Annotated in this window: 24 protein-coding genes; 14 read left to right on the top strand and 10 right to left on the bottom strand. The window is 62.5% G+C overall.

The annotated features are described in order from the left end of the window. Window positions 1-1,133, top strand: a 1,133-nt coding sequence (locus Q352_RS23930; RefSeq protein WP_036386682.1) for an RHS repeat-associated core domain-containing protein, incomplete at its 5' end; no start/stop codon positions are given. A 15-nt stretch (window positions 1,134-1,148) separates the two neighbouring features. Next, a complete protein-coding gene (locus Q352_RS0115880) occupies window positions 1,149-5,417 on the top strand; it encodes a hypothetical protein (RefSeq protein WP_036386680.1) in 4,269 nt (1,422 codons plus the stop codon). 11 nt (window positions 5,418-5,428) lie between these two features. On the opposite strand, the gene nudC is transcribed toward Q352_RS0115880, so the two are convergent. After that, window positions 5,429-6,208, bottom strand: a complete 780-nt coding sequence (gene nudC / locus Q352_RS0115875) for an NAD(+) diphosphatase (RefSeq protein WP_028500189.1) — start codon at window positions 6,206-6,208, stop codon at window positions 5,429-5,431. Between the two features lie 115 nt (window positions 6,209-6,323). Here nudC and Q352_RS21535 point away from each other — a divergent pair, with 115 nt between their 5' ends. Continuing rightward, window positions 6,324-7,106, top strand: coding sequence for a M90 family metallopeptidase (locus Q352_RS21535; RefSeq protein ID WP_199489890.1), 783 nt, complete (start codon window positions 6,324-6,326; stop codon window positions 7,104-7,106). Here the strand turns inward: Q352_RS21535 and Q352_RS0115865 are convergent. From Q352_RS0115865 to Q352_RS0115855, 3 genes are read right to left on the bottom strand one after another with little or no spacing between them, the layout of a single operon-like run. Further along, complete coding sequence (locus Q352_RS0115865) at window positions 7,094-7,852, bottom strand: hypothetical protein (protein ID WP_028500188.1); 759 nt, start codon at window positions 7,850-7,852, stop codon at window positions 7,094-7,096. The two genes, Q352_RS21535 and Q352_RS0115865, sit on opposite strands and share 13 nt — an antisense overlap. After that, complete coding sequence (locus Q352_RS0115860) at window positions 7,849-8,748, bottom strand: LysR family transcriptional regulator (RefSeq protein ID WP_028500187.1); 900 nt, start codon at window positions 8,746-8,748, stop codon at window positions 7,849-7,851. The genes Q352_RS0115865 and Q352_RS0115860 overlap by 4 nt, the downstream gene beginning before the upstream one ends. A gap of 11 nt (window positions 8,749-8,759) precedes the next feature. Then, window positions 8,760-9,710 (bottom strand): D-2-hydroxyacid dehydrogenase, encoded by a 951-nt coding sequence (locus Q352_RS0115855; RefSeq protein WP_028500186.1) that lies wholly within the window; start codon window positions 9,708-9,710, stop codon window positions 8,760-8,762. A gap of 434 nt (window positions 9,711-10,144) precedes the next feature. Here Q352_RS0115855 and cobA point away from each other — a divergent pair, with 434 nt between their 5' ends. Further along, window positions 10,145-10,900, top strand: coding sequence for a uroporphyrinogen-III C-methyltransferase (gene cobA / locus Q352_RS0115850; RefSeq protein WP_028500185.1), 756 nt, complete (start codon window positions 10,145-10,147; stop codon window positions 10,898-10,900). 115 nt (window positions 10,901-11,015) lie between these two features. Here the strand turns inward: cobA and Q352_RS0115845 are convergent, their stop codons facing one another. From Q352_RS0115845 to flhB, 5 genes are read right to left on the bottom strand one after another with little or no spacing between them, the layout of a single operon-like run. Next, window positions 11,016-11,753, bottom strand: coding sequence for an RNA polymerase sigma factor FliA (locus Q352_RS0115845; protein ID WP_028500184.1), 738 nt, complete (start codon window positions 11,751-11,753; stop codon window positions 11,016-11,018). A 10-nt stretch (window positions 11,754-11,763) separates the two neighbouring features. Beyond that, a complete protein-coding gene (locus Q352_RS21530; protein WP_051529020.1) occupies window positions 11,764-12,633 on the bottom strand; it encodes a MinD/ParA family ATP-binding protein in 870 nt (289 codons plus the stop codon). After that, window positions 12,630-14,087 carry a flagellar biosynthesis GTPase FlhF gene (flhF, locus tag Q352_RS0115835; protein WP_028500183.1) on the bottom strand — a complete coding sequence of 486 codons (1,458 nt, stop codon included), beginning with the start codon at window positions 14,085-14,087 and terminating at the stop codon, window positions 12,630-12,632. Before flhF ends, Q352_RS21530 begins: the two co-directional genes overlap by 4 nt. Window positions 14,088-14,109: 22 nt before the next feature. Continuing rightward, window positions 14,110-16,194 carry a flagellar biosynthesis protein FlhA gene (flhA, locus tag Q352_RS0115830; RefSeq protein ID WP_028500182.1) on the bottom strand — a complete coding sequence of 695 codons (2,085 nt, stop codon included), beginning with the start codon at window positions 16,192-16,194 and terminating at the stop codon, window positions 14,110-14,112. Continuing rightward, window positions 16,194-17,381, bottom strand: coding sequence for a flagellar biosynthesis protein FlhB (gene flhB / locus Q352_RS0115825; protein WP_028500181.1), 1,188 nt, complete (start codon window positions 17,379-17,381; stop codon window positions 16,194-16,196). Before flhB ends, flhA begins: the two co-directional genes overlap by 1 nt. Window positions 17,382-17,646: 265 nt before the next feature. Here flhB and Q352_RS0115820 point away from each other — a divergent pair, with 265 nt between their 5' ends. The 7 genes from Q352_RS0115820 (at window position 17,647) to Q352_RS0115785 (ending at window position 23,347) form a co-directional block, all read left to right on the top strand. After that, window positions 17,647-18,441 (top strand): thymidylate synthase, encoded by a 795-nt coding sequence (locus Q352_RS0115820; protein WP_028500180.1) that lies wholly within the window; start codon window positions 17,647-17,649, stop codon window positions 18,439-18,441. After that, a complete protein-coding gene (locus Q352_RS0115815) occupies window positions 18,438-18,935 on the top strand; it encodes a dihydrofolate reductase (protein WP_028500179.1) in 498 nt (165 codons plus the stop codon). The genes Q352_RS0115820 and Q352_RS0115815 overlap by 4 nt, the downstream gene beginning before the upstream one ends. A gap of 153 nt (window positions 18,936-19,088) precedes the next feature. Continuing rightward, window positions 19,089-19,874: an enoyl-CoA hydratase/isomerase family protein gene (locus Q352_RS0115805; RefSeq protein WP_028500178.1), complete on the top strand. Its 786-nt coding sequence runs from the start codon at window positions 19,089-19,091 to the stop codon at window positions 19,872-19,874. 138 nt (window positions 19,875-20,012) lie between these two features. After that, on the top strand, window positions 20,013-21,083 hold the full coding sequence (gene recA / locus Q352_RS0115800; RefSeq protein ID WP_028500177.1) for a recombinase RecA: 1,071 nt from the start codon (window positions 20,013-20,015) through the stop codon (window positions 21,081-21,083). 124 nt (window positions 21,084-21,207) lie between these two features. Next, a complete protein-coding gene (gene recX, locus Q352_RS0115795; RefSeq protein WP_036386686.1) occupies window positions 21,208-21,666 on the top strand; it encodes a recombination regulator RecX in 459 nt (152 codons plus the stop codon). Window positions 21,667-21,695: 29 nt separating this feature from the next. Then, on the top strand, window positions 21,696-22,601 hold the full coding sequence (gene prmB / locus Q352_RS0115790) for a 50S ribosomal protein L3 N(5)-glutamine methyltransferase (RefSeq protein WP_028500175.1): 906 nt from the start codon (window positions 21,696-21,698) through the stop codon (window positions 22,599-22,601). An 8-nt stretch (window positions 22,602-22,609) separates the two neighbouring features. Continuing rightward, a complete protein-coding gene (locus Q352_RS0115785; protein WP_028500174.1) occupies window positions 22,610-23,347 on the top strand; it encodes a hypothetical protein in 738 nt (245 codons plus the stop codon). Window positions 23,348-23,354: 7 nt separating this feature from the next. Here Q352_RS0115785 and lysE read toward each other — a convergent pair whose 3' ends face one another. After that, window positions 23,355-23,966, bottom strand: coding sequence for an L-lysine exporter (lysE, locus tag Q352_RS0115780; RefSeq protein WP_199489891.1), 612 nt, complete (start codon window positions 23,964-23,966; stop codon window positions 23,355-23,357). 101 nt (window positions 23,967-24,067) lie between these two features. Here lysE and Q352_RS0115775 point away from each other — a divergent pair, with 101 nt between their 5' ends. From Q352_RS0115775 to Q352_RS0115765, 3 genes are read left to right on the top strand one after another with little or no spacing between them, the layout of a single operon-like run. After that, entirely contained in the window at window positions 24,068-24,958 is an 891-nt protein-coding gene (locus Q352_RS0115775; protein ID WP_028500172.1) for a LysR family transcriptional regulator ArgP, read from the top strand. Between the two features lie 57 nt (window positions 24,959-25,015). After that, window positions 25,016-25,630 carry a LysE/ArgO family amino acid transporter gene (locus tag Q352_RS0115770; RefSeq protein ID WP_028500171.1) on the top strand — a complete coding sequence of 205 codons (615 nt, stop codon included), beginning with the start codon at window positions 25,016-25,018 and terminating at the stop codon, window positions 25,628-25,630. Window positions 25,631-25,648: 18 nt separating this feature from the next. Beyond that, window positions 25,649-25,864: a hypothetical protein gene (locus Q352_RS0115765; RefSeq protein WP_028500170.1), complete on the top strand. Its 216-nt coding sequence runs from the start codon at window positions 25,649-25,651 to the stop codon at window positions 25,862-25,864.

Here is a 25,864-nt window from a genome sequence, read left to right as displayed (position 1 = left end):
AACCGGGAGACGGCTACCGGCTGAGCGAAAACGGCGACTTTGTCTACGACGAAAGCGGGGAAGCGGTCAGCGGACCGCTGGCGGTGCGCTGGCAGGTGGCGGCGGGAGACGAGTGCAGCGCGGGCGGGCTGGCGCTGCTGCAGTATCCGGGCTACTGCGTGGACCGCAGCCGGCCGGCACGCGAGGCGCCGCCTCTGCCGTTTGCGCAGCAATACCGGGATGCGACATTGAAGCCGGTGCTGACCCAGCGTGGCGACGGCAACTACCGGCTGCAGCGGCCGTGCCCGTGGTATGTGGTCGGGCAGGACGAGAACGACAGTTATCAGGGGGAGAGCGAACCGGAGCCGGATCCTGAGCCCGAACCGGACAGCGACGGCCTGCAGGCGCCGGCGGGGAACGGGGATACTCGTCCGGAGATCGGCATGCGCAGTGAACGTATCGACTGGATCGGCCCACGCAGTCAGCAGTACATGCTGGGCAATGGCGTACGCAGTTACGATCCGGCCCAGCAGCGATTTCTGACCATGGACAGCCTGAGCCCCTTTGGCGCTGGCGGCATCAGCCCCTATGCCTATTGCCTGGGGGACCCCGTGAATCGGGCTGACCCGTCCGGCCACGTGAGCTGGGACCAGTGGTGGGATATTTCCCTGCAGGTTCTGGCCATTGCGCTGACAGTGGTCACGATGATTGTGGCTGCTCCGCTGGGGGGATTCATTCTTGGTTTGACCTTGATGGGTGGAGGGATTTTCATCGGGGCGCGGCTTGCACAGATTACGGCGACTGTGCTGGAAGAGAGCCACCCTGAGGCCGCATACGTTTTTAAATTGATTACGCTGGCGCTGGATGTCAATGCTGTCATTTTGATGGCACCGGTCAGTTTCATGGGATTTAAAAACGGGATGCGCCATATCGGGAAAAAACTGAAAGCCATCCCGGCAAGAAAGGCTGCCGGTGCAGTGGGCAGCCCAACCCTTTCTACGCACCAGAAATATTTCATGCAGAGTTATGCCAATCGTTACGCGCAGGGAGGACGGACATCATTGGGGTCGTTTCCTTATTCTGCTTATTCAGCACAGTCGGTGCAAAATGACTGGATGGCCAGTTTGAAGGACAAATTTGCACTCTCATTTTGACTCGGCGGAGTGATCATGCTTTTTTATTCCAACGTATTCAGCCTGATTGACTGGTCAATCAATGGCGTAAATCCTTGTACGCTAATGTACATTCAAAATTTGAAGCTGGCGCATGTGTTTGCCAATGATTTACAGGGGCCAAATTTTGAACTCTATCTTCGTTTCAATCAGTTCAATAACAAGGACTACGGTTTTGGAACGGGGTGGGAATTAAGCCTGTCCAGAGTGGACGAAGAAAACGATACAGAAGGTAATGTTGTAAAAACCCTGGTGTTGTCGGATGGCAGCCGTTACCGAATTGACAAAGAGGACGATACGACGGTAACCCTGAAATATAAAAAAACGAATACGTTCAAGGTGATGAAAGAAAATGACCTGTACACTGTTGTCTACAAGAATGGCTTGATGGAAGCCATAGATAACGGCCAAGTGGTCACGATCACAGGCGCGAATGGGAAGACGCTTGATATTACTTGGGCCGCCAACGGTGCGTTTACGATGATTGATGATGAGGGCATCGTCGTCTTGTCCGCTGAAGTGCTGGAGCCCGTTGCCGGAACAGGAAAGGAGAAGATTCAGGTCAATACGCCACGAGGCGTTTTTTCATATGCGATGACGCGATGGAGCAGTGATGTCCGGCAGCTGGATAGCGTTGCGGTGGCCGAGGGGATGTCCGAAATTATAATTTACAAAATGGGGTATGAAATCCATAATGACAATTATCTGGCAATTACATTTTTCAATGCCTGTGTCGAGTACAAAACCATTGCTTATATAAACTATGGCATGCTGTCTGCGCCAAGTGGATTCAGTGGGGATGCGCTGGCCGTTGTCTCGACCCGTACGTATCTGAGTGGCAAGCCGAAAAATGAAACATACCAGGAATGCACTTATGGCTTCACTGAAGGAAATTATCTGGGATCAGGCGTTGCAAGCGAGTGGAACGACAGTGTTGATAACCTGGAAGGATTGCCTGCTTCCACAGCGTTTTCCAGTTCGGAAACGGTAGAGAAAAATGACAAGGTGGCCGAAATTGCCCGGAAAACCATCTGGACACATAACAAATTTTACCTGCTGACGGCCCTGGATTGGGAACCAAAATCCGCACAGCGCTCCAGGTCGGAGTACTACGATTATGCGTTGGCACTGGATAATGCTATTGATGCGCAATGTGCGTATTTCATGCTGCCAGTGAAAAAAACAGAGCGGGTAACGGTCAAGCCTGGCAATGCCGCTGCGCAGAATATTGATCGGATCTATTCGTTTGAATACGATGATTATGCCAATGTGACGCGGCAAGCTGGTCCGGACGGGCTGGTTGAAAATTGCCTTTATTATGAGGGTGCAACGGGCGAAGACGGATCCTGCCCGCCGGACCCCAATGGTTTTGTCAATTATGTAAAATCCAGAACCATCATGTCCAGCCAGTCCGGTTATGGGGCAAAGACAAAAATATGGAACTATGCCTATAAATTGATAACGGGAACTGACCTTGTGCTGGTCACTCAGGAAGCTTTTTCTGTACTGCAGGCGGTGAACCCCGTGCCGCCTGCAGTGGTGCTCTGCAAGAAAGACTACAGTTATGAGGAAACGGACCCGGCCTTTGTCGGGCAATTGCGCGCTGTGATTTCAGGCAAGGCGGTGCAGGAAAAGGATGGCACGGGAGCGGAAATCATCCGTTATCTGAATACAAAAACGGCGCTTCAGGACTCGATGATGACGTATAAAAGCAAAAAAACCTGGAAGCGAATCCGGACGGTTACCGGGTTTGATGGGAAAAAAATAAGCAGCTCTCTTTTTCTGGATGGGGCGACCGGTGATGTTGTCTGCGTGGAAGATGAGAATGATATCACTACTGATTACGAATACGACAGCCTTGGCCGGGAAACAAGCTCGGTCCGTGAGGCGAGTCAGGGCGGGGAAATTTCTGAAACGACGACTTATTCTCCGGCTATCAATGAAAAAACCATCACGAGTTCGACTAATAAATTCAGCGAAATATATACATACGACGGATTGGGGAATATTGTAAAGGAAGAAATTGCTTTCATGGTGGGGGGTGAGAAAAAAATACTGATTCGGCGTGAGATGGCTGCATCAAAATACAATAATCTGGGTCAACAGATAAAAAAGACACTGTACGATTATCTGCTGGAAGAGCATTCGGGGGCGATACTGAAAAAATATGCCAAGGAAGAGAATTCCAAATGGAATATTTATGACGAGATAGTCAAGGAAATTCATGCCGATAACAGTGTGGACCGGTATCGGTACGATATGGACGTGACCGATGTTTTCAGAAGTACGCTTGCCATTGATCATGAGCCAGGCTCGGTAAGGAAAACTTTTTTCCATGATAAATATGGTTTGCTGGTGCAACGTAAAACCTTCAGCCCTGTTGATGCAGTCCATGCAGACATCACGGAGAAGTTTGCGTATGACAATTTTCTTCGCATGATCTCATCCAGTGAAACGGACAGGGAGCTGGTGCGCTATGCCTATGATGATTTCGATCGGAAGATCATGCAGGCAGGCCTGGAGAGTGGCAAGCAGGCGACTGAATACGCGGCCCACAGCATGGGAAACCTTGTGGCCAGGATTTCCATTGATGGCGTTGTCGTGGGTGAAAAAAGCCATGATGGCCTGGACCGTGAAATCTCGACAACGACGGCAGGTGTCACCACGCTGTATGACTATGCCAATTCTGCGGTCTATACTCGCCCCGGCAGTCAGTGCGTGAAAGACGGGCGTTATATCGAATATCAATACGATGCGTTGTTCGACAAACTTGTCAGCCGGAAAGTCCGGCTTGATAAAAGAGGCGCGCCCTGGATGGCGCTGCGTGAATTCACGTATGATCCGGCCACGGGGCGTCTGTTGAGCGCAAAAAACATATCGCAGGACAGAGAGACCGGACAGCCTTTTTTTGAGTTCAGGCAACTATATGCTTACAATCTGTTCGGGATTCTGACCGAGGAAAGCGGAGAGTGTGTCCTGCCAGACAGAAACAAATACAGTCATGCGCACACACTCACCCTGCGCGGACTTCGGGAGGGCTCTGTCATCAAACCCGCGCCCTCTGTCACCTTCTCGCGTTTTAATGGTTTCAACTCCCGTGGGCAGCTGACGTCTGCCAGATTTCTGTACAATGATACCGTGCTTTCTTCTTCCGTTATTTCCAGAAATCAGTATGGAGATATCGGAATGATCGAGCATGAGAGTTATCTGTACAGCAATCAGCCCTCTGCCGGAAATCTCAAGCCATTAATTCATAAAAGACATTATCATGCCCGATATAATACGGTCAGCGAAGTTTCGTTTTTTCATCAGTTTGAGGTGGGGGCCACTCCCAGGAAAACAAAAAAACAGGATCAGATCCTGGAGTGCCAATTTGAATATGATGCCCACCACTTGCTGACACGATTGAAAAACAAATTCTCTGCCACGAGCACATTCAACTGGTCTGAAAGATATCGTTATACAAGACTCGGGCAGTTGCAAAGCTGGAGCCGGCATGGGGATATGGTCTTTTTTGATGAATATGGCAATAAAATAGCCAGTCAAAAATTTTTCATGGACAAGATGGGAAATATGAAAAAATTGCTGACGGAAATAGAAGGCGTCAGCAATGAATCCACCTATTCATACACGAACAATTTCAGGTTGCTGCGTATAGACAACAAAAATGCATGGGCCAGACTGGCGGTGCCAAAGGTGGTCGATTTTACCTATAGTGCAGAAGGCCAGCTTATTACCAAACGCTACACCATTGGCGAACTCTCCATGGTTGATAATTATTCCTATGCCGGGGAGGATAATATTGTCCAGGTCTTGCAGACCATTACACCGGGCGATGAAACGCATCTGCGGAATTATTTTTATGATGCGCATGGGAATGTGGCACGATCGCTGCAGACAGATAAGGCCAGTACATTGGAGTTGCTGAACTACTATGATGGCAGCAATATCTTTTTCTCATTGAATACTGCGAGCACCTCCCCGGAGAAACCGGGCTACACGCTTTACCATCGCCTCGGAGAGGAGGTGGTGTTCATCACGCATATCGATACCGAGGGGGAGATCCGGGTCAGCCCCTGTCTGGGGCTTCCCAATGGCAACCAGATTGCACGCGGCCGCCCGTCATTGAGCTACCGCTATGACCGCCCCTACAAGAGCAAGTACACTTTCAATGTCCGGTATTTGTTCAATATCAGCGGTCAGAATGCCTATGGGATGAGCTTCGACCTGGCCGTGAATATTCCATTCCAGATGAAGGGATTGTGATTGGCCGCTGCTCAGCGCGGGATGCCGGCAACTGCCTGACCGATCAGCCAGTGGGCAATGCTGTGCCGGGCGGGGATGGCAGGCAGACGATCCACTGCGAACCACTGCGCATCGGCAATTTCCCCTTCTTGCGGCACGATGTCGCCGCTGTGGTAATCGGCTATAAAAGCCAGCATCAGCGAATGCGGGAAGGGCCAGGATTGCGAGCCGGCATAGCGCAGGTTGCCGATGCGCAAGCCGACTTCTTCCATCACCTCTCGGTGGACGCAGGCTTCCAGCGTTTCGCCGGCTTCGACAAAACCGGCCAGCGCCGAATACATGTCTGCCGGAAAGTGCGGCGCGCGGGCCAGCAGCAATTCGCGGCCGCGGGTCACGACCACCATCATCGCCGGCGCCAGCTTCGGGTAATAGGCGGCACCACAGCTCGGACACCCTTTGCCGCTGTCATGAGGGTGATTGTCGAGCGGATGGGCGCAGACCGAACAGAAACGGTGTTCGCGATCGAAACGGTGCAGCTGTCGTGCCCGGACCAGTGCCGGCGCCCACTCATCCGCCAGCAGCGAGAACGCCTGGCGCAACGGTACCCACAAGGCGCCCGGTGGCGGTTCGCCGACCAGCGAACCGGTCACGACCGGCTGGCCATCGAAGTCGCCAATGGGACGGATGCCGGTCAGTGGCAGGGCGCTCGAGAGCGCGGGAAGCTGCTGGTCTGTCAGCAGCAGGTTGTCGCCAAGCCAGATGATGGCGATGGCCGGGGTGGTGACGGATGGGGCGGACAGCGTGAACGGCATGGTATTCCGGGGACATCCGCGCTGAAGCCTTGCCGTGGGGGCAGGGCGCAACCGAGAATGCCGCAGTCTGATACGGAGGATTGCGATGTTATTCGGATTCTGGCGCCGGCGTCGAATGAAAAAAGCACTGGCTGGAGAGCCGATAGACCGGGCACGGTGGGCGCGCGAGGTGGCGGCGATGCCGCTGCTGGCCGGGCTGGACGCGACGGCGCTGCAGGCGCTGTATCAGCGGACCGCATGGCTGCTGGCTGACAAGGATTTTGCCGGTGCCGGTGATTACGCGGTCAGCTACGACATGGCGCTGTGCATTGCCATGCAGGCGGCGTTGCCGATCCTGGCACTGGATCTGGACAGTTATGGCGACTGGCAGACCATCGTGGTCTATCCGGATGCCTTCCTGACCCGCGAAGCCTGGGGGGACGAATTCGGTCTGGTGCATGAGGGCGAGCAGGAGCTGATCGGCCAGGCGCGCGGCGATGGCCCGCTGCTGCTGTCGTGGCCGGACAGCGCGCACTCGCCGCTGCTCGATGGCTGGAATGTGGTCATCCATGAGTGTGCGCACAAACTCGACATGCTGGACGGCACTGCCAACGGCTGTCCGCCGCTGCATGCCGGCATGCATGCCCGCGACTGGTCGGATGCTTTCGGCCGTGCCTATGAGCGCTTCTGCCACGATGTCGATCACGGGCGGGATGGCTGGCTGGACCCGTACGCCAGCGAGGCACCGGCCGAATTCTTTGCCGTCCTGTCAGAATATTTCTTTGAGGCGCCGCACTGGGTGCGTCGCGATTATCCGGCGGTGTACGAGCAAATGGTTCGTTTCTACCGTCAGGACCCGGCGCTGCGGCTGCCGGACTTGCCGCTCGATGCGCTGCTGCCGCCGGTTCACGCCGGCTGAGTGCTGCTGTCCGCCGCCTGTTGCAGCCAGACGGCCAGGCGGCGATCCATCTCGCTGGCCAGCGGCAGGCAGGCAATCAGCCAGTCGGCCAGCGCATCGGCAAAAGGGGGCGGGCCCTCGTCCGGTGGCGACAGTCTGCGCCAGCATTGTGCGGCGGTCAGCAGCGGTTCGAGCTGGGTGTCGTGCTGGCGCAGGCGATCCACCCAGTGGGTGATGTCCAGGGTTTCCGGTGACAGGGTTGACCACGGAGCGAGCTGGCTCAGCCAAAGATGGCGTACTGCTTCGGCGATGCCGTAGCTGAAGCTGGCCGCGCCGGCGCGACCGACCACGGCGAACAGCCCGGCCGTCGGTGCCAGTGCGTCCAGCAGCGGACGGCAGGTATCAATGGCGGCCGGGTCGTCGCTGCCGACGGCCAGTCCGAAGCCGAGCGTGGCACCGCAGGGGTGCCAGGGGCCGGCCAGTTCCAGATAGGTGCAGCGGAAGGTGGCTGCCTGCGCGGCCCGGGCCGCGATCTGCCCGAACCAGTCACCGGAGACATCGACAAAGCAGCGCGGTCCGGAGGCGGGAGGGGCCGCACACAGCCAGTTCCAGCCGGTGGCGTCGCCAATCAGCAGCGTGGCGTCGCCGACCGGCGGCGCCGTGACCCGCATCGCGGCCAGACCCTGGTGGTCCAGTCGCTCGCGCACCCAGTCCAGTCGTTCTGACTGGCCCGGGATGGCGATGAGGGTCGCGCCGGGAGTGTTCATGGCAGCAGCAGCCGATCCGGCATATCGGGTTCAGCCAGTCGCTTCAGCCACCACGACAGCGCACGGGCCGGGCGTTTTTCGGCCCAGGCATAGGAAATCGGCGTGCTGTGCAGCGGTTCTTCCAGCAGCAGCTCCACCAGGTCGCCCCGTTCCAGCGCATCATGCGCCAGTTGTGCCGGCAGGAAGCCGACGCCTAGACCGGCAATCTGCGCGGCCAGCTTGTCTTCCAGTCTCGGCACGGTCAGCGTGTCCTGCCCGGACAGCAGGGCCGAGGTGCGTGGTGCCAGAGTGCGCGAGCTGTCGGCGGCGACCACGGCGCGGAAGCGACGGATCACGTGCGGCGGCAGCGGCTGCGCCTCCTGCGCCAGCGGATGGTCGGGGGCAACGGCGAACAGGAAGTCGGCATGGCTCATCTGCCGGCTGAAGACGCCGGTCGGGGCTGCTTCGGAAGCGCCAATGGCGAGATGGGCCCGTTTGCTGATCAGCGCGTCCCAGGCGCCGCCGAAGACTTCGTGCAGGAACTTGATCCGCGTGCCGGCATTGATGGCGTCGAACTCCCTGACCAGCGGGTACAGCCGGGTCACCGGCACCCAGTCGCCGCAGGCGATGACCAGTTCGGTTTCCCAGCCGCGCGCTAGCTGCTTGACGCGCTGCTCGAGCGAAAACGCCGCATCGAGCAGATAGCGACCGTCGCGCAGCAGGGTCTGGCCGACCGGCGTCAGCCGCGCGCGATGGCCGCCGCGGTCGAACAGCAGCACGTCGAGGTCCTGCTCCAGCTTCTGCACGGCATAGGTGACCGCCGACGGCACCCGGTTCAGTTCCTCGGCGGCGGCGGCGAAGCTCCCCTTGCGGTCAATCGCGTCCAGCACCTGCAGTGCGTCGAGCGTCAGGCGCATGCCATCTCCTTTCAGGCCACCACATTGCGCGGCACGCCGGCCAGCCAGGCGTCGATATTGTCGACCAGCATGCGCGCCATCGTCGTCATCGCGCGGCCGCTGGCCCAGGCCACGTGCGGCGTCACGATCAGGTTCGGCAGTTCGACATCGAGCAGCGGGTTGCCGTTCACTGGCGGCTCCTCGCTCAGCACATCAAAGCCGGCGCCGGCCAGCGGGCCATCGCGCAGCGCGGCTACCAGCGCCGCCTCGTCGACCAGCCCGCCGCGGGCGGTGTTGATCAGCACGCAGCCCGGTTTCATCCGCGCCAGCTCGGCCGCACCGATCATGCCGCGGGTACCGTCATTCAGCGGCAGGTGCAGCGACAGCGCGTCGGCGCTGGCCAGCCCTTCGTCGAACGACAGATAGCCGGGGCGGACCGAAACGGCACCACGATGTTCAAGCTGGAACACTTCCATGCCGAAGGCGCGGGCCTTCTGCGCCAGATTGCTGCCGATATCGCCGCTGCCTGCCACCAGCAGGCGCTGGCCGGCCAGATCGGTGATCGGCGCCGACAGCAGGCAGAACTGCGATGACTGCTGCCAGCGCCCGGCCAGCATGTCGGTGCGGTAGGCGAGCAGATTGCGCTTCAGCGCCAGCAGCAGCAGGAAGGCATGCTCGGCCACGCTGTCGGCGCCGTAATTGCGCACATTGCACACGGTGATGCCGAGCCGCCGGCAGGCGTCAATGTCGACATTATTGACCCCGGTCGCGCAGACGGCGACCAGCTTCAGGTCGGGAAGCTGTGCCAGCGTGGCGGCGTCCAGCACATGCTTGTTGACCACGGCGACGCGGGCTCCGGCCAGCCGGGCAAGGGTATCGACCGGTTCGGTATGCGGATGGTCGATCCATTCGTGCGAGGCGACCGGTGCCGGCAGGGCGGCGGGCAGGCTGGCGCGGTCGAGAAAAACGATGCGGATAGTCATGGCAGCTGGCTGGACGAAGGGTCGGGGCAACGATTGTAGCCTGCCGGCACCGGCTTGCGTTCGTGCCGTGTGCCGACAAACGTGCCTGCTTTTGGTGCAATGCAACACGACAGTGCGGGGAATCGCGGCTATATTGGACTGCAAGCGCTGTTTTTCAGTTGTTTCATGCATTCGGACTGGCTGGCACGCTTGATGCTTTGTTATTGACGAGCCCCGGCGGCGGGGCTCTCAGGGTTGTGTTGAATCCGGCCAGGGTACTCCGGTGCCTGCGGCCACTTTGACAGCGGCGTCCATTCGCCTGCCGTGCCAGTCACGGAAAGCGGATGCGACGCCCTTTTTTTGCCTGCCTGTCCCGTCTTTGCATATCGCCACAAAGCCTTTCCCACTTGGCGCAGTTTTTGACATCGTGGCGTCCATCTGCATGAGGAATTCATATGAACGCTGGCAAAGTCTGGCTGGTCGGGGTCGGTCCCGGCGATGCCGAACTGATGACGCTGAAAGCCGCCCGGGTGCTTGGAGAGGCCGATGTGTGGCTGGTCGATGACCTGGTCGGTGACGACGTGCTGGCGCTGGCCAGGGCGGACGCGCGGCTGGTGCGGGTCGGCAAGCGGGGCGGCTGCCGCTCCACCCCGCAATCGTTCATCAACCGGCTGATGCTGCGCCATGCCCGCCAGGGGCGCCGCGTTGCCCGGGTCAAGGGCGGCGATGCAATGCTGTTCGGCCGGGGCGGCGAGGAGGCGGCGTGGCTACGCGCGGCCGGCATCGAGGTCGAGGTGGTCAACGGGCTGACTGCCGGCATGCTGGCGGCAACGGCGATCGGCGTGCCGCTGACCCATCGCGACTGCTGTCGTGGCGTGGCCTTCGTGACAGCCCATGCCCAGGATGGCGGCGAACCGGACTGGGCCGCACTGGCCCGTTCCGGGCTGACGCTGGCAATCTACATGGGCATGAAGCGGCTGGACCGTATCCGCGACGGACTGATGGCCGGCGGGTTGCCGGCGACGACACCGGTGGCCGTCGTGCAGTCGGCGAGCACGCCGAACCAGCAGCAACTGCTGACCACGCTGGCGCAACTGCCGGCACAGGCGCTGGCGGCCGGCCTGGGCAGCCCGGCCATCGTGCTGGTCGGTGATGTCGTCGCGCTGTCGTCACTGGCGGAATGGCCGGACGGTCTGTCGCGCGCGGCCTGAAAGCCGAGACGGTCTGCAAAGGTGCAGGTGCTCGCAAAAATGCGGCACGAAGAACTGAATCAGTCGGGCCTGCACCGACGCCACTCACCACGCAGGTGCCCACAAAAAGCGGCAGTCAAATCCAGCTGCGCAGTTTGCCGCGCAGGCGCGATACCGCCTGGCTGTGCAGCTGGCAGACGCGCGACTCGGTCACGCCGAGCACCGCGCCGATTTCCTTCAGGTTCAGTTCTTCCTCGTAGTACAGATTCATCACCAGCTGGTCGCGTTCCGGAAGCTCCTTGATGGCGGCGACCAGGTGTTCGCGAAAACGCTGGTCACCGAGCATCGCGAACGGGGTCTCCGCTTCGGGGCCGGCGACATGCTCGATGAACTGGGTGCTGCTGCCTTCGTCACTTTCGTGGCGGAAATCCTCGTAGTAGACCAGCTGGTGGCCCTTGCAGTCGTACAGCATGGACTGGTACTCGTCGATGCTCATTTCCAGCCGTTCCGCCACCTCGCTCTCGTGCGGGGCCCGGCCGAACTCCTGTTCCAGTGCCGTCAGCGCCTGCTCGATCTGCTTGGCGTTGCGGCGCGCCTGGCGCGGCAGCCAGTCGATGCGGCGCAGTTCATCGAGCATGGCTCCGCGTATGCGCTGGCTGGCGAAGGTTTCGAACAGCACACCCTGGCTGGTATCGAACTGCTGGGCCGCTTCGAGCAGGCCGATCATGCCGACCTGGATCAGGTCGTCGAGCTCGACGCTGGCCGGCAGCCGGCTGACCATCATGCTGGCCAGCTTTCTGACCAGTGGCGCGTGAGTAGCCACATCGACGGTTGTCGACGCGTCTGCGGGAAGATAGGCACGACGAAGTTTCATAAGTTGACAGCTAGACGATGATTTCTGACGGGTCGGGTTCGAGCAACCGTGCGGCATCACACAGTCGGGAAAACAGTTCATGCGCGACACCGGAGCCGGTGGCCCACAGTGGCAGGGCATGGGCGAGCTGGTTGGCGGCGGTGGCGATCTCGCTGGTGTCGAACGACTGGACTGCCGTCGTCTTCAGCACCGTGGCCCGCTTGGCCCAGTGGTCTTCCGGCACGTAGCCGACCCAGCGCAGCGAAACCGGCAGGTATTCGCTGGCTACCGTGGACAGCCGGGAGAACCAGTGCTGTGCCTCGTCCAGACTGTGCACACGGTTGACCAGGACGTTGAACTTGCGGCGGCCGAACTCGCTGACCAGGTATTTGACGGCAGTGTACGTCTCGGTCAGTCCGTCCTGATCGGGCGACAACACCAGTACGATATCGCCGGCCACCGCCGCCAGCAGCGGCGTCTGCGTGGGGGCGTCGATCAGCACGAATTCGGTGTCGCGGGTCAGGGCCAGATATTCGCTCTGCACGCGGTGGGCCGAGACGTCACTCAGCGCGGCCAGCACCGACGGGCGCGCATAGCCATTGAGCAGGTTGATGGTGCCGCCGAGCGGGCTGACGGCCGCATCCAGCGCCAGTTGCTGCGACAGGACCGTATCCAGCGTCTCGCTCGTCGACAGGTTGAAGCGGCGCAACAGCGGCTGGCCGGCATGGCCGTCGAGCAGCAGCACCCGCCGGCCATGGGTCACGCCGAGTGCGATGCCGAGTTCGGCGACCAGGGTGGTGACACCGGACGCCCGCCCGCCGAGAAAGGCGAAGCTGGCCGACAGCGCGTTGCCGAGCGACAGTCGCCTCAGGCTGGCCGCCTGATCGTCGAAGCGGGTCATGCGGTCTGGCCCCACTGGGCCGCCTGCAGGATGCGGTACTCGTCGGGTTCGTACGAGAACGGTCCGCGCGGCTGTTTCAACGGCTGGAACGTGCGTTCCACCAGATAATTGGCATCGGACAGGTACAGGTCTTCCGGCACCCGCTGACCATTGGTCACGTACAGCACCGGCAGCCGGTGGCGGATTGCCACGTCCAGCCCGACCCCGAGCGTCGGCGCCTCGTCGACCTTGGACAGGATGCAGCCGGCCAGGCCCTCGCCCTGATAGCGGGTGATGACATCCTGCAGCGTATGACCGGCGGCATTGGCCGACAGCAGCAGGATGCGCCGCACCGGCCGCTTGCCGGCCGCGTACATGCGCGTCTGTTCGCTGACGCGGTTGTCGCGCTGGCCCATGCCGACCGAGTCGATCAGCACCAGCTTCTTGTGGGCGAGGTCGGCCAGCGTCAGGTGCAGGTCGGCCTCGTTGTCGACGGCGTAAACCGACACGCCAAGGATGCGGCCATACAGTTTCAGCTGGTCCTGGGCCCCGATCCGGTAGCTGTCGGTCGAGATCAGTGCGATCGATTCCGGACCGTGCTTGATGGTGGCGCGGGCGGCAAGCTTGGCCACGGTGGTGGTCTTGCCGACGCCGGTCGGACCGACCAGCGCATAGACGCCGCCCTTGTCGATGATGTCCTCTTCCTCCGGCAGCACGCGCAGATTGTGCGCCAGCGCCGACTTTGCCCATTTCAGCGCGGCGGCTTCGTCGAAGTGCGCCGGCAGCTTGGCCACCAGCTGGCGGCACAGTGCCGGGCTCATGCCGACGGCAAGCAGCTGGCGGAACAGCTCGGCCTGGCGCGGGTGGTATTCCTCGAGGTTGGCCCAGGCCAGGCTGGCGAGCTGGGCGGTCAGCAGTGCCTTGAGTTCGCGCATTTCGTCGCCCAGCTCGTCGAGCTTGGCCTCGGCGCGAACCGTGGTCGGCGCCGCTTCGGCCGGTGCCTTGTCGCGCGGCGCTGCCTCTGCCGCCGGGGCCGGTTCCGGGCGGGGTGCCGGCTCGGCGCGGGCGGGTTCCTCGCGATTGGCGGCCTCCTCGGCACGGGCGATCAGGCGGCTGAAGTCGACACGCTTGATCGACGTGTCCGGTTCATTGGGCGGAATGATCCGCGCCACCGGCTCGGCCAGCGGCTCGACCGGCAGCGCATAGGTGCGCGCCAGCGCGCTGGCGACCGGGGACGGCTTGGCCGATTTCGGCGGCAGGGCGGCCGCACTGCCGCCATGTCGCGGCGGGTGCTTGACGTTGGTGGCCAGCGAAGCCGCCAGCGTGTTCACGTCGGCGTCGGCTACCGCCATGATTTCGATGCCGCCGCCGGGCACGCTGCGGTTGCTGAGGATCAGGGCATCGGTACCCAGCTCGTCACGCACCTGGCGCAGTGCATCACGAGTGGTTTTGCCGAAAAACTTTTTGACGACCATAAGGCGTTATCCCACTGTGAGACTAGCTGCGTGCCCCGACCACGCCGACCACGCGAATGGTCTTGCTGTCGGGAATTTCATTATGGGCCAGCACGGCGAGCTGGGGCAGGGCGCGGCGCATGAATTTGGACAGGACCGGGCGCAGGGCCTGTGGCGTGATCAGCACCGGGTTCAGCCCCTGCTGCTCGATCCGCTCGGACTCCTGGGCCGCCGACTGCAGCAGGGTTTCCGCCAGACCGGGTTCGAGGCCGCCGCCGGCCTTGCTCTGCATGGCGCCGATCAGGATGCTCTCCAGCTGCGGATCCAGCGTCAGCACCGACAGTTCGTTCATGCCGGGGAACAGCTGGGCGACGATGGCGCGCGACAGCGTGATGCGCACGGCCGCGGTCAGATCGTCGATGTCCTGGGTTTGCGGCACGTGTTCGGCCAGCGTCTCCAGTATGCTCTTCATGTCGCGGATGCTGATGCCTTCGCCGAGCAGATTCTGCAGCACTTTCTGCAGCGTGCCGATCGGGATGATCTTCGGCACCAGCTCCTCGACCAGCTTTGGCGATTCCTTGCCGACATGATCGACCAGTTGCTGGGTTTCCTCCCGGCCGAGCAGCTCGGCGGCATGGTTCTGCAGAATATTCGAAATATGGGTGGCGACCACCGTGCTGGCGTCCACCACGGTATAGCCGAACGTCTGCGCTTCCTCGCGCTGGCGCGCCTCGATCCACAGCGCCGGCAGTCCGAAGGCCGGGTCGGTGGTCGGGACGCCCTTGATTTCGCCGAGCACGCGGCCCGGGTTGATCGCCAGGTACTGGCCGACAAAGGCCTCACCGCCACCGACCTCGACCCCCTTGAGCAGGATGCGGTAGGCGTTCGGGCGGATTTCCAGGTTGTCGCGGATATGCACAGCCGGCAGCAGGAAGCCGACTTCCTGTGCCATCTTCTTGCGGATGCCGCGAATGCGGCGCAGCAGCTCGCCGTCCTGGGTGCGGTCGACCAGCGGAATCAGGCGGTAGCCGACCTCGAGGCCGACAGCGTCGACCGGCTGCACGTCGTTCCAGCTGACTTCGGCCACCGGGGTTTCCGGCGGCGGCGGCGACTCGGATTCGGCCCGCGCCTGGGCTGCAGCCAGCTCCCTGGTGCGGTGGTCCTGCCACCATGCCAGCCCGGCCAGAATGGCGGCGATCAGCAGGAAGGCGAAGTGCGGCATGTTCGGGATCAGGCCCATCAGCCCGATCACGGCCGCAGTGATGTACAGCACCTGCGGCTTCATGAACAGCTGGCCGAGGAACTGCTCGGACAGGTCCTTCTCGGTGCCGACGCGGGTGACGACGATGCCGGCGGCGGTCGAGATGATCAGGGCCGGGATCTGGGCGACCAGGCCGTCACCGATGGTCAGCAGCGTGTAGGTCTCGGCCGCGACGCCGACCGGCAGGTCGTGCTGGACGATACCGACGATCAGCCCGCCGATGATGTTGATCAGCATGATCAGGATGCCGGCGATGGCATCGCCGCGCACGAACTTGCTCGCGCCGTCCATCGAGCCGAAGAAGTTCGCTTCCTCGGTGATCTCCTGCCGGCGGCGGCGGGCGTCGTCCTCGCCGATCAGGCCGGCATTGAGGTCGGCGTCGATGGCCATCTGCTTGCCGGGCATCGCGTCGAGGGTGAAGCGGGCGCTCACTTCCGCAATCCGCCCGGCCCCCTTGGTGATGACCACGAAGTTGATGATGGTCAGGATGACGAACACCACGATGCCGATCGCGTAGTTGCCGCCGACCAGGAAGTGACTGAAGGCCTCGATGACCTTGCCGGCCGCGTCAGCGCCGTTGTGACCTTCCATCAGGATCACGCGGCTCGACGCGACGTTCAGCGACAGCCGCAGCAGGGTGGTGACCAGCAGGATGGCCGGGAAGGCGGAGAACTCCAGCGGCTTCTTGATCTGCAGGCCGACCATCAGCACGATGATCGACACGGCGATGTTGAAGGTGAAAAACACGTCGAGGACCACTGTCGGCAACGGCAGGATCATCATCGCCAGGATGAGCAGGATCAGGACCGGACCGGCCAGCGCCGCGACGTTCAGGTTGAAACGCTGGAGCAGCAGGGAAAAATTCATTACGCGCGAGGCTCCTCATGCGGCGAAGTGTCGGCGGGGGCTTCATTCGCTTTTTTCTTGCTTTCCGGGTCGAGCTCGGTCGGCACGGGCAGCGATTCCGGATACAGCGGCGCGATGCCGCCATTCGACTGGTAGTTCTTCAGCTGGAATACATAGGCCAGCACCTGCGCCGCGGCGGTGTACAGCGCGGACGGGATTTCGTCGCCGATCTCGGCGTTGTGGTACAGCGCGCGGGCAAACGGCGGCGCCCGCATGATGGTGATGTTGTGCTCGCGTGCCTGCTCGATGATCTTCTCTGCCAGTTTCAGCGTGCCCTTGGCCAGAATGCGCGGTGCGCGCATGCCGTCCGCGTACTGCAGGGCCACTGCGTAGTGGGTCGGGTTGGTGACGACGACGCTGGCGTTCGGAATCTCGCTCATCATCCGGCGGCGCGCAGCCTCGCGCTGCAACTGGCGAATGCGGCCCTTGACCTCGGGACTGCCTTCGCTTTCCTTCATTTCCTGCTTGACCTCTTCCTTGGTCATGCGCAAATTCTTGTGATACTGCCAGATCTGGAACGGCACATCGACGACGACCAGCAGCACCAGCGCGCCGGCAACGATCAGCAGCGTGTGCTGGGTCAGCTCGATGGTCCGGGTCAGACTCTGGTCCATCGACAGCTTGACCAGACCGATGATCTCGGCACGTTCGTTCCAGATCACCCAGGTGGCGACGCCGCCGATCAGCATGCTCTTCAGGATCGCCTTGCCGCCCTCGACCAGGCTGTTCGGCGAAAACATGCGTTTGATGCCGCTGAACGGGTTCATCTTCGAGAACTTGGGCTCGAGTGCCTGCCAGCTCAGGTTCCAGCCGCCCATCAGCAGCGGGGCGACCACGGCGACAATCATCAGGGCCCCGAAAATCGGCATGATGGCGATCAGTGCATCCAGCCCAAGGTCATGCAGCCGGCGCGTCATGATGTCGGGTTCGGCCAGCGTCGGCTGATCGAAGGTCAGCGCCTTGCTCAGCACCAGCCGCATCTGCTGGTACAGCGAATTCCCATAGGCGATCAGCATGGCCACGGCCGTCATGGTGATGGCGAACGTACCCAGCTCCTTTGACCGCGGAACCTGCCCTTCGGTGCGGGCCTGCTGCTGTCGCTTGGGTGTCGCATCTTCTGTGCGTTCGAGACCGCTGTCTTCCGCCATGGCAATCGTTGGTCAAGGTTTTGTAAATGAATGTGAGCGCGAATTGTATCACGCAAGGGTCAGGATATTTCCTGGCGATGGTGAGGGGTTAAGCAAACATTAATGTGTCAAATCCAGAAAATATGTAGGAATGATCTTAAATTTTATCAGCACTCTGGCTGCATCCAGGCCGGGCAGGGGGTAACAACATCTCTCCTGTCTGCAGGGGATGGCGTGATGGCCGCAGGCCGGCTACAGTAACCGGTTTTCCGCTGGGCAGTGAGCCATGAAGCCTTATCTCGATCTGATGCGCCATGTCCTTGAACACGGCAACCTCAAGACCGACCGCACCGGCACCGGCACGCGCTCGGTGTTCGGCTGGCAGATGCGTTACGACCTCGCCGCCGGTTTCCCGATGGTCACCACCAAGAAACTTCACCTGCGCTCTATCATTCATGAGCTGCTATGGTTCTTGCGTGGGGATACGAATATTGCCTACCTGCAGCAGAACGGCGTGCGCATCTGGGACGAGTGGGCCGACGAGAACGGCGACCTCGGTCCGGTCTATGGCTACCAGTGGCGCAGCTGGCCGGCGCCGGATGGCCGCCATATCGACCAGATCGCCAATGTGGTCGAGCAGATCCGGCGCAACCCGGACAGCCGGCGACTGATCGTCAGTGCATGGAACCCGGCACTGGTCGACGACATGGCCTTGCCGCCATGCCACGCGCTGTTCCAGTTCTACGTGGCGGACGGCAAGCTGTCGTGCCAGTTGTACCAGCGTTCGGCCGACATCTTTCTGGGCGTTCCGTTCAATATCGCCAGCTATGCGCTGCTGACGCTGATGGTGGCGCAGGTGTGCGGGCTGCAAGCAGGCGAATTCATCCACACGCTGGGCGATGCCCACCTCTATCTGAACCACCTGCCGCAGGCCGAACTGCAGCTGTCGCGCGAACCACGTCCGCTGCCCACCCTGCGTCTGAACCCCGAGGTGAAAGACTTGTTCGCGTTTACCTTCGACGATATCGAGCTGGTCGACTACGACCCGCATCCGCACATCAAGGCCGAGGTCGCCGTATGAGCGCCCCCCGTCTGGCCATGGTGGCGGCGCGTGCGCGCAACGGCGTGATCGGGCTCGACAACCGGCTGCCGTGGCACCTGCCGGAAGACCTGGCGCATTTCAAACGCGTCACGCTCGGCAAGCCGGTGATCATGGGCCGCAAGACCTTCGAGTCCATCGGACGACCGCTGCCGGGGCGGACCAATATCGTGGTGACCCGCAACCCGGACTGGCAGGCTGACGGCGTGACTGTCGTCCTGTCGCTGGATGCGGCCCTCGAGGCGGCGGGGGAGACCGGCGCCGACGAAGCGATGCTGATCGGCGGGGCCGAGCTGTACCGGCAGGCGCTGTCGCGTACTGACGAAATCTTCCTGACCGAAATCGATGCCGACTATCCGGGGGATGCCCATTTCCCGTCGCTCGATCCGGCGGTGTGGCAGCCGGCCGAATCGGAAACCCTGCGCCGCGAGAGCGATGGCCTGGGCTGGCGCTACGTGCACTATGTTCGGGGATGACGACATCTGAAATCACGCCGAGCTGTCTCAATTCTGCATCAACAGCCGGTTTTTCCCGCTGCGTACCGTGCCGGCCACCCGCCTGTCATCTGCACGGAACGTGGCGGGGGCTACAATGATCATTCGACTCCCGATTGCAAGGAAACCTGATTCATGAACGACGCCATCCTCTACTCCCTGGATACGCGCGGCGTGGCTACGCTGGCGCTGGACCGCCAGGAGCTGCACAACGCGTTCGATGACGCGCTGATCCAGGCGCTGACCGCCAAGCTGGAGGAGATCGATGCCGACCCGGCGGTGCGCGTGCTGGTGCTGACCGGCACCGGCATCAGCTTCTCCGCCGGCGCCGACATCAACTGGATGCGTCGCATGGCCGGTTACTCGCGGGACGAGAACCTGCGCGATGCCACCTATCTGGCTGCGCTGATGCAGCGGCTGGATACGCTGCGCATGCCGACCATTGCCCGCGTGCAGGGCTCGGCCTTCGGCGGCGGTACCGGGCTGATCGCCTGCTGCGACATCGCCGTGGCGGTGTCCGATGCCCTGTTCTGCTTCTCCGAGGTCAAACTCGGCCTGATCCCGTCGGTCATCTCGCCGTATATCGTGCGCTCGATCGGCGCCAGCGCGGCGCGACGCTATTTCATGACCGCCGAACGCTTCAACGCCGGCAAGGCGCAACGCCTGGGGCTGGTGCACAAGGTGGTCGAGCGCGACGAGCTCGACAGCACGATCGGACTGTTCGTCGAGCAGGTGCTGCACAACGGCCCGGCGGCGATGACGGCGGCCAAGCGACTGGTGGCGGATGTCTATGCGCAGCCGATCGACGGCACGCTGATCGAGATGACCACCAACCGCATCGCCGATGTCCGCTCCAGTGCCGAGGGCAAGGAAGGGCTGTCGGCCTTCCTCGACAAGCGCAAGCCGGACTGGCTCGCGTAAGCGTTCCGTTTTCATCCGGACGGCGACCGGCGACGGTCGCCGTCATGCATTGTTCCCCCCCCCCGGTTTTTTCCGTGCCGGGTGGTGGCTATGCGATAATCCGTCCCGACTAAACCGACTCATTGGAGACTCGCCGAAATGGCCGATAACGACAAGCAAAAAGCCCTGTCCGCTGCGCTCGCCCAGATCGAGAAGCAGTTCGGCAAGGGTTCGATCATGCGCATGAACGAAACCCAGGTGACCGACAACATTCAGGTCATTTCCACCGGTTCGCTCGGTCTTGACCTGGCGCTTGGCGTTGGCGGCCTGCCGCGCGGCCGCGTGGTCGAAATCTACGGTCCGGAATCGTCCGGCAAGACCACGCTGTGTCTGCAGGTGGTGGCCGAAGCACAAAAGCTGGGCGGCACCTGCGCCTATATCGATGCCGAAAACGCGCTGGACCCGTCCTACGCCAACAAGCTCGGCGTCAAGGTCGATGACCTGCTGATCTCGCAGCCGGACACCGGTGAGCAGGCGCTGGAAATCTGCGACATGCTGGTGCGTTCCGGCGGCGTCGACATCATCGTCGTCGACTCGGTCGCCGCGCTGGTGCCGAAGGCCGAAATCGAAGGCGAGATGGGCGACAGCCACGTCGGCCTGCAGGCGCGACTGATGAGCCAGGCGCTGCGCAAGCTGACCGGCAACATCAAGCGCACCAACACCCTGGTGATCTTCATCAACCAGATCCGCATGAAGATCGGCGTGATGTTCGGCAACCCGGAAACCACTACCGGCGGCAATGCGCTGAAGTTCTACGCGTCCGTGCGTCTCGATATCCGCCGTACCGGCGGTATCAAGAAGGGCGACGAGATCGTCGGCAACGAAACCCGCGTCAAGGTGGTGAAGAACAAGGTCAGCCCGCCGTTCCGCCAGGCTTCGTTCGACATCCTGTACGGCGAGGGCATTTCGCGCGAGGGCGAGATCATCGAACTCGGCGTCGAGCACAAGTTCGTCGAGAAGTCCGGCGCCTGGTACAGCTACAACGGCTCCAAGATCGGCCAGGGCAAGGACAATTCGCGCGAATGGCTGAAGGAAAACCCGACCATTGCCCGCGAGATCGAGCAGAAGATCCGTACCGCCGTCGGCATCGGCGCGAGTGCGGCACCTGCCTTCGCCCCGACGGACGAAGAGCGGGCTGAAGCGGCCCTGTCGGAAGACAGCGACGCCTGACACCGGCCGGCGCCCTGGTGCGCCGCCGCTGTCGCCAGTCTGACGACGCCACGAGGCGCAATCCTCGTGGCGCTTTGTTTCCATGGCCCGCCCGCGGCGGGCGCCGCCCGATGCCATAGCCGCCATGTCCGAACCCTCGCTGAAATCCCGCGCCTATGCGCTGCTGTCCCGCCGGGAAATGTCCCGCGCCGAGCTGCGCAGGAAACTGGCGCCGCACGCCGACAGTGAAGCGCAGCTCGATGCGCTGCTGGACGAACTGACCGAAATCCGCCATCTGTCCGACGCCCGCTTTGCCGAAGCCTGGGTCAACAGCAAGGTCACCCAGCATGGCGCGCGTCGCCTGCGGCATGATCTGGCGTCGCGCGGGGTCGATGACGACACCATCCGCGACGCGCTGGACGGCATCGGGGACAGCGAAGTCGCGCGCGCCCGCGCGCTGTGGCTGAAGAAATTCGGTACGCTACCGGAAAACCTGCAGGAAAAGGCCCGGCAGATCCGCTTTCTGGCCGGGCGTGGATTCGACCTCGGCGTGATCCGGAAGGCCCTGCGCGACATCGACCTGGACGATGTCGGCGACGCCTGAACCCCGCCCGCCCCACAACAGGACCCCCCATGTTCGATATTGCCCGCCAACACCTGAAGACCCCGCGCGACCTGCTGCGTTTCGCCATGTCGCGCTTTACCGAGGCCGGGCTGTTTTTCGGCCACGGCACCGATAACGCCTGGGACGAGGCGGCCTACCTGATTGCGCACACGCTGCACCTGCCGATCGACCGCTTCGATGCCCTGCTCGATGCCCGGCTGCTGCCGTCCGAGCTCAACGATGCGCTCGACATTCTCGAACGGCGGGTGAGTGAACGCGTGCCGGCTGCCTACCTGACCCGCGAAGCGTGGCTGGCCGGGCACGACTTCTATATCGACGAGCGGGTCATCGTGCCGCGCTCGTTTATCGCCGAACTGCTGCCGGACGGCCTGTCGCCGTGGATCGAGCATCCGGAACTGGTCCATCGCGCCCTCGACCTGTGCACCGGCTCCGGCTGCCTGGCCATCCTGCTGGCCGATGCGTATCCGGATGCCGAGGTCGATGCCGTCGACCTGTCGACCGACGCGCTCGACGTGGCCACGCTGAATATCGAACGCTACGGGCTGGAACAGCGGGTCACGCCGATCGAGAGCGATCTGTGGGCCGGCGTGGCCGGCAACCGCTATGACCTGATCGTGTCGAACCCGCCGTATGTCGATGCCGAATCGGTGGCCGCGCTGCCGGATGAGTATCTGAAAGAACCGGAACTGGCGCTCGGCTCCGGCGAGGACGGCCTCGATGCGACCCGGGCCATTCTTGAACAGGCAACGCATTTCCTGAACCCGTTCGGGGTGCTGGTGGTCGAAATCGGCCATAACCGCGATGTCCTGGAAGCGTTGTACCCGGCCCTGACCTTCACCTGGCTCGACACCTCGGGCGGTGACGGCTTCGTGTTCCTGCTGACGCGGGAAGACCTGGTCACCGGCGGCCTGTGAGGCCGGCCATGCCGCCCCGGCGACCGCTCGCCGCGCTGATGTCGCTGCTGCTGGTCGCCTGTGCCGGCGCCCCGGTACAGAAACCGGTCAACGGGGACCGGTTTTCGGTCGGGGAAGTGGCGCAGAGCGATGCGAACCGGGTCGCCAACCTGGTCATGCGCGACAATCTGGACAGTCTGGCACTGCTGCTCGACAAGCTGTACCGGCGCAATCCGGCCGAGTGGAAGAAAAGCGGCGCCGCCAGCCGCGAGGCCGCCGTCCGCGCGGTGATGACGGCGGTGCGCGACGGCCAGCCGTTGCCCGCGCTCGGTCAGGCGCGCTCGGTCGGTGCCTTGCTGCGCGCATTCGATGCCGGCTATGGCGGCGACCGTGCCGGTGCGCTGATCTACGGCCTCGGCACGATGCTGACCGAGCTGTACGGTGGCCGGCGCTCGCTGTACCTGGTCAACGGTCTCGACGCGCAGCGGGTCGCCAATGCCTCGTTCAATGTGCAGGTGGCGGTATGGATGCTGTCGAACCGGACCGGTCCCGACGGCAAGCCGCTGCTGCTGTCGAACGAAATCGGCTTGGCCGGCAGCAACCTGTCGTTCGAGCGCGAGTTCGGCCGGGTCATCGGCCGGCTGGAACTGCTGGCCGAACTGGCCGACGAGTCCACCCGGCGCGGTTTCATCAATTACGTGCAGGGTCTGCTCGGCGCGCCGCTGCTGCAGTTCCTGCCGCTGGACGCAGTCAGCGCGGTCAAGTAGCGTCGTTTCAGCCCAGAACCAGTCTTGCCGCCAGCGCGAACATGATCGTGGCCACCGCCAGATCGAGCACCCGCCATGCCGCCGGGCGAGTGAACAGCGGGGCCAGCAGCCGGGCGCCGTAGGCGAGCGAGAAGAACCAGACGAATGACGCGCTGATGGCGCCGGCACCGAACAGGTAACGGCTGTGGTCCGGCTGTTGCGCGGCCAGCCCGCCGAGCAGCACCACCGTATCCAGATACACGTGCGGGTTCAGCCAGGTCACGGCCAGCGTGGTCAGCAGCACCATGCCCAGCGTGCGGCCGTCATCGCCTTCCAGCCGCATCGACTCGCCCTGCCAGGCGCGCTTCAGTGTCGCCAGCCCGTACCAGAGCAGAAAGGCCACGCCGCCCCAGCGGGCAATGTCGACCAGCAGCGGATGCGACGAGATCAGGGCACCAGCCCCGGCGACGCCAAGACCGATCAGCAGCATGTCGGAGACCGCGCAGGACAGGGCAATCGGCAGCCGGTGACGGCGACGAATGCCGTTGGACAGCACAAAGGCATTCTGCGCGCCGATGGGGATGATCATGCTCAGGCCGATGGCAAAGCCCTCGATGGCCGGCATCCAGTTGGGAATCATGATGAAGTCCTGTAACAAGCAGTTCGATTGCCACTACGGTATCTTTTCTCATGGTATGAAGTAAAATTCATTGTTCTACATCTTCGTTAGAAAAATTCAGGATGCTGGATTACAAATTGCTGGACGCGCTGCAGGCCGTGCTGGCGGAAGGCAGTTTCGAGAAGGCGGCGCGCGTGCTGTGCATCACGCCGTCGGCGGTGTCGCAGCGCATCCGCCAGCTGGAAGAGCGCTTCGGCCAGATGCTGCTGGTGCGCAGCACCCCGGTGCGGGCCACCGCCGCCGGGCACCGGCTGCTGCGCCATGTACGCCAGGTCGGCGTGCTGGAAGGGGAACTGGAAAGCGAACTGACCGAAGAGGCCGGCGACGGCTGGATGACGCTGCCGATCGCGGTCAATGCCGACTCGCTGGCGAGCTGGTTTCTCGACGCGGTCACCGATGTCGTGCTGCGCGAGCGGCTGCTGATGCAGATGACGCTGGATGACGAGGGGCACACGCTGTCATTGCTGAAAAACGGCGACGTGATCGGCTGCGTGACCAGCGCCGATACCCCGCCGACCGGTTGCGTCAGCGAGCGGCTGGGGGTGATGCGCTACCGCTGCATCGCCACCCCGGACTTTGCTGCGCGCTATTTCGCCGACGGTGTCGACCGCCGTCAGTTTACCCGGGCGCCGGCGGTCATCTTCAACCGCCGCGATACCATGCACCTCGGCTTTCTTGAATCGCGCTACGGCATCGGCCCCGGTGATTTCCCGCACTCGATCGTGCCCTCGGTACCCAGCCTGCTCGATGTGGTATGCGCCGGCATCGGCTACGGACTGACGCCGGAGCTGCAGGTGGCCAGCCTGCTGGCCAGCGGCGAGCTGGTCGACCTGCTGCCGGACGTACCGCCGCAGGTGACGCTGCACTGGCACTGCTGGGCACTGCAGGCGCCGCGGCTGGCGCGGTTTTCCGGTGCGCTGGTGGCCGAGGCGCGCGCCAGGCTGGTGCCCTGAAACCGGGCTTTGACATAGAATAAGCGTCAATTCATTTGTCGTTTGGCTGTGTCATCCATGTCGTTCCACTTTCCGGCCTTCTTTTCCGGGCTGACCATCGCACTGGGCCTGCTGGTCGCGATCGGTCCGCAGAATACCTTCGTCCTCAAGCAGGGCATCGCCCGGGCACAGATCGTGGCCATCGTCACGGTATGCATCCTGTGCGACATCCTGCTGATCACGCTGGGCGTGGCCGGGCTGGGCGCCTTTATCAGCAGCCAGCCGATGCTGATCCGCATCGCCACCTGGGGCGGGGCGGCGTTCCTGGCGCTGTACGGTTTCCGCTCGTTCCGCTCGGCGATGAAAGCCAGCTCGCTGCAGACCGGTGGCAGTGTGCAGACCACGCGGCGCGGCGCCATCCTCGCCGCCATGGCGTTCACGCTGCTGAATCCGTACGTCTACCTCGATACCGTGGTGCTGATGGGCGCGGTGTCGAGCCGTTTCAGCGAGGCGCTGCCTTCATACTGGCTGGGGTGCGTCACCACGGCCGTGTGCTGGTTCGGCGGGCTGGGATTTTTCGCCGGCCGGCTGGCGCTGCTGTTTGCGCGGCCGTTCAGCTGGCGGGTGCTGGACTCGATGGTCGGCGTGATCATGTGCGCGACCGCCTGGCATCTGCTGTCGAGCTTCGGCTGAAGAGAACGGGGAGGGCATATGGACGGGGAACGGGAACGGATCGCGGCGCTGGTCCTGGCGGCAATCCAGGCCGAACTGCAGCGGCAGGGCCGCAGCCCGGACTATCCGGGCACCAGCGCCGCAGTCGGAGCACCGGAACGGGCGGCGCTGGCCGGGGTCTTCGACCTCGAAGAAGTGGCGGATGCCGTGTGCCTGGCACTGGCGCGCGGCACCGCCGCCGCGCCGGACGTCTGA

Origin of the sequence: Microvirgula aerodenitrificans DSM 15089, assembly GCF_000620105.1 — a bacterium.
Taxonomy (GTDB): domain Bacteria; phylum Pseudomonadota; class Gammaproteobacteria; order Burkholderiales; family Aquaspirillaceae; genus Microvirgula; species Microvirgula aerodenitrificans.
This window is presented reverse-complemented; position numbering and strand designations above follow the sequence as displayed.

Coding starts and splice junctions, on each gene's coding strand:
- Q352_RS0115765 (WP_028500170.1), top strand. CDS start 25,649: ATGGACGGGGAACGGGAACGGATCGCGGCGCTGGTCCTGGCGGCAATC.
- Q352_RS0115855 (WP_028500186.1), bottom strand. CDS start 9,710: ATGACTATCCGCATCGTTTTTCTCGACCGCGCCAGCCTGCCCGCCGCC.
- Q352_RS0115815 (WP_028500179.1), top strand. CDS start 18,438: ATGAGCGCCCCCCGTCTGGCCATGGTGGCGGCGCGTGCGCGCAACGGC.
- Q352_RS0115880 (WP_036386680.1), top strand. CDS start 1,149: ATGCTTTTTTATTCCAACGTATTCAGCCTGATTGACTGGTCAATCAAT.
- Q352_RS0115860 (WP_028500187.1), bottom strand. CDS start 8,748: ATGCGCCTGACGCTCGACGCACTGCAGGTGCTGGACGCGATTGACCGC.
- recX (WP_036386686.1), top strand. CDS start 21,208: ATGTCCGAACCCTCGCTGAAATCCCGCGCCTATGCGCTGCTGTCCCGC.
- Q352_RS21535 (WP_199489890.1), top strand. CDS start 6,324: ATGAAAAAAGCACTGGCTGGAGAGCCGATAGACCGGGCACGGTGGGCG.
- Q352_RS0115820 (WP_028500180.1), top strand. CDS start 17,647: ATGAAGCCTTATCTCGATCTGATGCGCCATGTCCTTGAACACGGCAAC.
- Q352_RS21530 (WP_051529020.1), bottom strand. CDS start 12,633: ATGACCCGCTTCGACGATCAGGCGGCCAGCCTGAGGCGACTGTCGCTC.
- Q352_RS0115770 (WP_028500171.1), top strand. CDS start 25,016: ATGTCGTTCCACTTTCCGGCCTTCTTTTCCGGGCTGACCATCGCACTG.
- Q352_RS0115805 (WP_028500178.1), top strand. CDS start 19,089: ATGAACGACGCCATCCTCTACTCCCTGGATACGCGCGGCGTGGCTACG.
- lysE (WP_199489891.1), bottom strand. CDS start 23,966: ATGATTCCCAACTGGATGCCGGCCATCGAGGGCTTTGCCATCGGCCTG.
- Q352_RS0115845 (WP_028500184.1), bottom strand. CDS start 11,753: ATGAAACTTCGTCGTGCCTATCTTCCCGCAGACGCGTCGACAACCGTC.
- recA (WP_028500177.1), top strand. CDS start 20,013: ATGGCCGATAACGACAAGCAAAAAGCCCTGTCCGCTGCGCTCGCCCAG.
- prmB (WP_028500175.1), top strand. CDS start 21,696: ATGTTCGATATTGCCCGCCAACACCTGAAGACCCCGCGCGACCTGCTG.
- Q352_RS0115775 (WP_028500172.1), top strand. CDS start 24,068: ATGCTGGATTACAAATTGCTGGACGCGCTGCAGGCCGTGCTGGCGGAA.
- nudC (WP_028500189.1), bottom strand. CDS start 6,208: ATGCCGTTCACGCTGTCCGCCCCATCCGTCACCACCCCGGCCATCGCC.
- flhF (WP_028500183.1), bottom strand. CDS start 14,087: ATGGTCGTCAAAAAGTTTTTCGGCAAAACCACTCGTGATGCACTGCGC.
- Q352_RS0115785 (WP_028500174.1), top strand. CDS start 22,610: ATGCCGCCCCGGCGACCGCTCGCCGCGCTGATGTCGCTGCTGCTGGTC.
- flhB (WP_028500181.1), bottom strand. CDS start 17,381: ATGGCGGAAGACAGCGGTCTCGAACGCACAGAAGATGCGACACCCAAG.
- cobA (WP_028500185.1), top strand. CDS start 10,145: ATGAACGCTGGCAAAGTCTGGCTGGTCGGGGTCGGTCCCGGCGATGCC.
- flhA (WP_028500182.1), bottom strand. CDS start 16,194: ATGAATTTTTCCCTGCTGCTCCAGCGTTTCAACCTGAACGTCGCGGCG.
- Q352_RS0115865 (WP_028500188.1), bottom strand. CDS start 7,852: ATGAACACTCCCGGCGCGACCCTCATCGCCATCCCGGGCCAGTCAGAA.